Here is a 5,312-nt window from a genome sequence, read left to right as displayed (position 1 = left end):
GTATAGAAGTGATAATTAAACCTGTCATTTTACCAAATCTCTCTTGTTGCGCCCATAATTTATGAATACAAATTAATAGCGATAAACCGACTAAGGCAGTACTGTCTTCGAAAGCCTTTACATCGGTAACATCAGTTTTTTAAAATTCTATTCTAGTGCCCATCCATAAATGGTTATTTTGCCCGACCTCTGCGTTGCGCGAAAAATTTTATCCTCGGAATATCAACTATATGCTTCCGGTAAAATTTTTCGCACGCCTTGATCTCGACCAAAATCCCTCATTTCTGGACGAACACTAACGAGCGATTTGAAAATCGATTTTCATCCTTACGGTGAGGTGTCGCCATTTTTTCAACCACCCATCGGTAATTATGCAATTGGAATATGAAATGAATATCTGTTGTCCCCAATGCCGCTCCACGTTCTCCTTTGGTCCCGATGGGGCCAGTGCTGAAACCAGCGAGGTTCAGTGCCCGTCCTGCGGTCATACCTACCAGTTGGCCCTATCAGTCCATGAGGAAGAATTGCCACCTGAGAGGGATCCTGGCGAAGGGGGGATGCCGGAACCGATGGTTGAAGCGTGGAACGACAGACCATCCAACCGATCAATCCCGCAAAGCGAAGCCAATCCCGAATCCATCCTCAACCGGGTGTTCGGTTACCCCTCCTTTCGGGAAAATCAGAAAGCGATCATCGACACGCTGCTGGCCGGCCGTGACGTTTTCGCCCTCATGCCTACCGGCAGTGGCAAATCTCTGTGTTTTCAAATTCCAGCCATCATCCGGTCCGGCGTTGGTGTGGTGGTTTCTCCGCTGATTGCCCTGATGCAGGACCAGGTGACAGACTTGCGCCATTCCGGAGTCCGGGCGCATTTTCTCAATTCCAGTCTCTCAGCAGAGGATGCCGCCCGGGTGGAAGCCATCGCCGCCGCCGGCGAGTGCGACCTGCTGTATGTGGCACCGGAACGGTTGCTCACCGATCGATTCCAGCGTCTGCTGGCCAACATGGACCTGGCCCTGTTCGCCATCGACGAGGCGCATTGCGTCTCCCAGTGGGGACACGATTTCAGGCCCGAATACCTGCAGATCGCCGATGTCACCCGACGTTTCCCGGCAGTGCCGCGAATGGCCCTGACCGCCACTGCCGATCCGGCCACCCGCCGAGAGATTGTGGCCAAACTCCACCTGGCTGCTGCCGCCCGGTTTGTGGCCAGTTTCGACCGTCCCAACATCTTCTACCGCGTCCAGATCAAGCAGAACGACAAGCGGCAGTTGCTTACCGTACTGCGGGAGCGACACGAGGGGCACGCGGGGATCGTATATGTGCGAACACGCAAGCGGGCCGATGCCACCGCCCGCTGGCTCGAAGAAAAAGGCATTTCGGCCTTGCCTTACCATGCCGGGCTGGATGCAGATATTCGCCGTCGCAACCAGCGGCGGTTTTTAATGGAAGAGGGATTGGTGATGGTGGCCACCGTGGCTTTTGGCATGGGCATCGACAAGCCGGACATACGCGTTGTCATTCACCTGGACCTGCCGTCGAGTATGGAAGCCTACTACCAGGAGACGGGTCGCGCCGGCCGTGACGGTCAGCCGGCCGAGGCCTGGCTGTTTTACTCGATGTCCGATGTGGTGGCCATGCGCAACCTGCAGAATCTTTCCAACGCAAACGAGGCATTCAAATCGGTCCAACAGCGTAAGCTTTCAGCTTTTCTGGGCTTCTGCGAAAGCCCCGAATGCAGGCGAAAAGGGCTTATGGGTTATTTCGGCGAATCGTATGCTCCCCCGTGCAACTGCTGCGACAATTGCGCCGAGCCGGTAGACACATGGGACGGCACCGTTGCCGCACAGAAGGCCCTGTCCTGCATTTACCGCACCGGCCAGCGTTTCGGCGCGGTCTATCTCATCGATGTGCTGACGGGCAAGACTACCGCACGCATGGAACGATTGGGTCACAATCGCATCAAGACTTTTGGCGTGGGTCAGGAACTGGAACCGAAGCAATGGCACTCGGTGTTTCGTCAACTGCTGGCCGCGGGTTGTCTGGATACGGACTTGGCTGCCAGAAGCGGGCTTCGCCTGAATGAAAACAGCTGGAGAATTCTTAAGAACGAGGCGACGGTGGTGTTCCGCAAGGATCCGGAACCGGTCAGCGCGGCAGCCAGGCAAAAAACCGCGAGAGCGGCGGCTGTCCCGTTTAGTGATGCCGTGTCCCAGGCACTATGGGAAAAGCTGAGGCAGCTTCGGCTGGATCTTTCCAGGGAGTTGAGTATCCCTCCGTACGTGATTTTCCATGACAAGACCCTCAAGGAGATGGCCGTCCGCCGCCCCATTACCACAGATGACCTGCTGGACATTTCAGGCGTCGGCCAGAGCAAGCTGGAGCGGTTCGGAGCTCAGTTTCTGGAGGTTATCAAGCAATGGGTCAATCAATGAAATGCACTATCGCGTATACCGTTTTTGGAGGGATTTGAAGGCATCGCTTTTCTTGATCGTGGCAATCGTATTCCAAATTTTATCGGAGAGATCAGGATCCTGGGAAACTAAAGCGTGGCAAAATATCAGGTGCATGTTGACGAAGGAATCTCCGTCTTTATCCAGTCGGTGCCAAAAAAAAAGCCGGACCTGCGGGGTGGTTGGACACCCGCCGGGACGGCTTGAATGGCGTACCAGGCTTTCAGAAATCAACGGCTATGCTTTTTTATCCTCTTCCAGCTTTTCCGGCGTCTCACTTTCTGCTTCCTTGGAGGAATTTTTAAAATTGCGGATGGCTTTTCCCATGCCGCCTCCGATTTCCGGCAGTTTGCCCACTCCGAAGATGATAAGAATGATGACCAGGATAATAATTAATTCCGGCATTCCGATTCCAAACATAAGTTCCTCCTGTGGTAAACCACATTCAAACGTAATTTTCCCGGTCCGGCCTGCTGCTGCGCTGGGGGACGGTGCCCAATCAGGTCTGGTTCGGTTTCAATTCGTTGATCAGTCGCTCAAACTCTTTTGACTTCAAATAGCTGTCAACGGCGCCCTGGTGCTCGATCCAGGAGGACCACACCTTCAGCCAGGCATCGTTGTGCCAATAAAAGGCCTCGTTTTTCTTGCCTTTGAGTGTTTCGATATACGCAACGTACTCTTCCGAACAGCTGTCGCAAAAATTATAGGGGACCCTGTATTCCGGCACGCTTGGATTGTTTTCCGTCGATATCTGAACACCGCATTTTTCGCATTTGGACACGCAGTGCGTGCACCGGAAAATTTTCCTAACGGCCAACAGCTTTCTTTTCCGGATGATGGCGGCCTGTTTTTTTTGGGTGCATTTTAGTTTTTCGTCAAGGGATATTATGTTTCCCATGGCTTGCCCGCCTGACCGCATGAAGTGTGTAATTTAAGGCCAGACAATATCATTGTGTCCCATGGGTGTCAATCCGAGCCTCATGAAAAGGTGCCGATTGAAATTGAGCAACACCGAGGACATTCATTGATGACCCATGACCCTTGCAGTTGACCATTTTATTCACAACCGTCCGGATAATCAGGAAAGGGATAATACCGGTTTCGGATACTCGGCGAGATATTCACCGCATCCTTGTTAAACCGCCGCTGCCATGGTAAAAAGCGACGCATCACTAAGTCAGTGAAAGGAATCACCAATGCTTCACACGTTAACACCCGGCTGCCTGCCTCTGCTGATTGGCAGTCTTCCCATGAACGACCACCTCGCGGCCTCCCGCCTGATTATGGACTATACGCCAACCATTCCATTGTGGATACAGCTGCCGGTTATTCCGGAAGAGGGCATGGTGCCGCAATTTCTGCCGGGAATGCCGGGTGTGGTCAGCCAGGGCGGCAAAACCTTCATCGATACCGCCGCCGATTCCTTCGACGACGACCTTCTTTTATTTTTCGAGGATTACATGGCAACCCATGAGGATCCAGACCGGCTGCCCGCTTCCCGTTTTGCGCTGACTGAGACCACCGGCAAGGGCGTGGCGGCCCTGCTGGATACATTGGGCCGGATGAAGACACAACCCGTGGCGGTCAAAGGGCAGGTTACCGGCCCTGTTACCTTCTGCACCGGTGTTAAGGACCAGGCCGGCCGGGCGATATTCTACAATGAAACCCTGCGTGAGGCGGCGGTCAAACATTTGGCCCTCAACGCCCGCTGGCAGATTCGCACCCTCTCCGGACCGGGATGCCCGGTGATCATTTTTATCGATGAGCCGGCGCTGGCCGGTTTCGGTTCGTCTGAACTGATCAGCATTTCCAAAGAATCGATCCTCGGCTGTCTTAAGGAGGTGGTTGACGCCATCCACGCCGACGGCGGACTGGCCGGCATCCACGTTTGCGCCAATACGGACTGGTCCTTGGTGCTGGAATCCGGTGCGGATATCGTCAACTTTGACGCCTACGCCTATTTCGACCGATTTGTTCTCTACGGCTCCCAGATTCGGGAGTTTCTGGCAGCCGGACGGTTTCTCGCCTGGGGCATCGTTCCCACATTGAAACCCGAGGTGATTGAACGGGAGACCGTCGACTCCCTGCATGCCGCGATGATGGAGCGATTCCGTCAGATCGAATCTCTGGGCATCGCTCCGGCGGACTTGCGTGCCCAGTCCTTTATCACGCCCAGCTGCGGTCTCGGCTCCCTGAGTCTGGACCTGGCCAATCGGGTACTGGCGCTGACCCGGGATTTGTCTTCAACGATTCGCGAAACGGTTTAATTGATTTTCCATATCCATTGAAAGAGGTGTTCATGACCGTACAACCATCAGATGGGTCCTTTGCCGGGGCGACCCGATACGTACTGGATGAAGAACTGGCCCAGATCGTCAATATCTCCATGTCCCTGGAAATGCCCCTGCTGCTCAAAGGCGAGCCCGGCACAGGCAAAACCATGCTGGCTCACGCCATTGCCGAGAGCCTAAACATGCCGCTCATTGTGCTCAACGTCAAATCCAGCATGAAGCTGGTGGAGGCGTTGTACCAGTATGACACGCTCACGCGGCTCAACGACAGCCGATTCGGCGACAGCCGGCGGGATGTGAGCAATATCGAAGAGTATATCAAGATGGGTAAAATCGGTCAGGCGTTCGTGGCCGAGCAGCGGACCGTTCTGCTCATCGACGAGATCGACAAGGCGGACACCGATTTCCAGGATGACATGCTGGACGTGCTGGATCAGATGGAGTTCGACATCATCGAAATCGACAAAACCGTATCGACCCGGCACCGGCCGGTGATCATCATCACCTCCAATGCCAAAAAGGACCTCTCCGATCCCTTTCTGGGCCGCTGCAACTTCCACCACAGCGC

The 5,312-nt window shown here is 54.4% G+C and carries 5 protein-coding genes; 3 read left to right on the top strand and 2 right to left on the bottom strand.

What is annotated here, in order from left to right; translation table 11 throughout:
- Positions 1-389: 389 nt before the first annotated feature.
- Positions 390-2,435 (top strand): DNA helicase RecQ, encoded by a 2,046-nt coding sequence (recQ, locus tag QNK41_RS20615; protein ID WP_319260999.1) that lies wholly within the window; start codon positions 390-392, stop codon positions 2,433-2,435.
- A gap of 255 nt (positions 2,436-2,690) precedes the next feature.
- Here the strand turns inward: recQ and tatA are convergent, their stop codons facing one another.
- Positions 2,691-2,873 (bottom strand): twin-arginine translocase TatA/TatE family subunit, encoded by a 183-nt coding sequence (tatA, locus tag QNK41_RS20610; protein ID WP_319260997.1) that lies wholly within the window; start codon positions 2,871-2,873, stop codon positions 2,691-2,693.
- A 79-nt stretch (positions 2,874-2,952) separates the two neighbouring features.
- Entirely contained in the window at positions 2,953-3,351 is a 399-nt protein-coding gene (locus QNK41_RS20605; RefSeq protein ID WP_319260994.1) for a hypothetical protein, read from the bottom strand.
- Between the two features lie 298 nt (positions 3,352-3,649).
- On the opposite strand from QNK41_RS20605, the gene QNK41_RS20600 reads away from it, so the two are divergent.
- Both QNK41_RS20600 and QNK41_RS20595 read left to right on the top strand, forming a co-directional pair.
- The gene (locus QNK41_RS20600) at positions 3,650-4,720 is read left to right on the top strand and encodes a hypothetical protein (RefSeq protein ID WP_319260992.1); all 1,071 of its coding nucleotides are present in this window, start codon (positions 3,650-3,652) and stop codon (positions 4,718-4,720) included.
- A 32-nt stretch (positions 4,721-4,752) separates the two neighbouring features.
- A partial coding sequence (locus tag QNK41_RS20595) for a MoxR family ATPase (RefSeq protein WP_319260989.1) occupies positions 4,753-5,312 on the top strand: 560 nt, incomplete at its 3' end.

The sequence above is a fragment of the Desulfosarcina sp. genome (genome assembly GCF_033791525.1).
Taxonomy (GTDB): domain Bacteria; phylum Desulfobacterota; class Desulfobacteria; order Desulfobacterales; family Desulfosarcinaceae; genus Desulfosarcina.
This window is presented reverse-complemented; position numbering and strand designations above follow the sequence as displayed.

Bases quoted from the DNA above. Each gene is read 5' to 3' on its own strand.
- QNK41_RS20600 (WP_319260992.1), top strand. From the start codon at position 3,650: ATGCTTCACACGTTAACACCCGGCTGCCTGCCTCTGCTGATTGGCAGT.
- recQ (WP_319260999.1), top strand. From the start codon at position 390: ATGAATATCTGTTGTCCCCAATGCCGCTCCACGTTCTCCTTTGGTCCC.
- QNK41_RS20605 (WP_319260994.1), bottom strand. From the start codon at position 3,351: ATGGGAAACATAATATCCCTTGACGAAAAACTAAAATGCACCCAAAAA.
- tatA (WP_319260997.1), bottom strand. From the start codon at position 2,873: ATGTTTGGAATCGGAATGCCGGAATTAATTATTATCCTGGTCATCATT.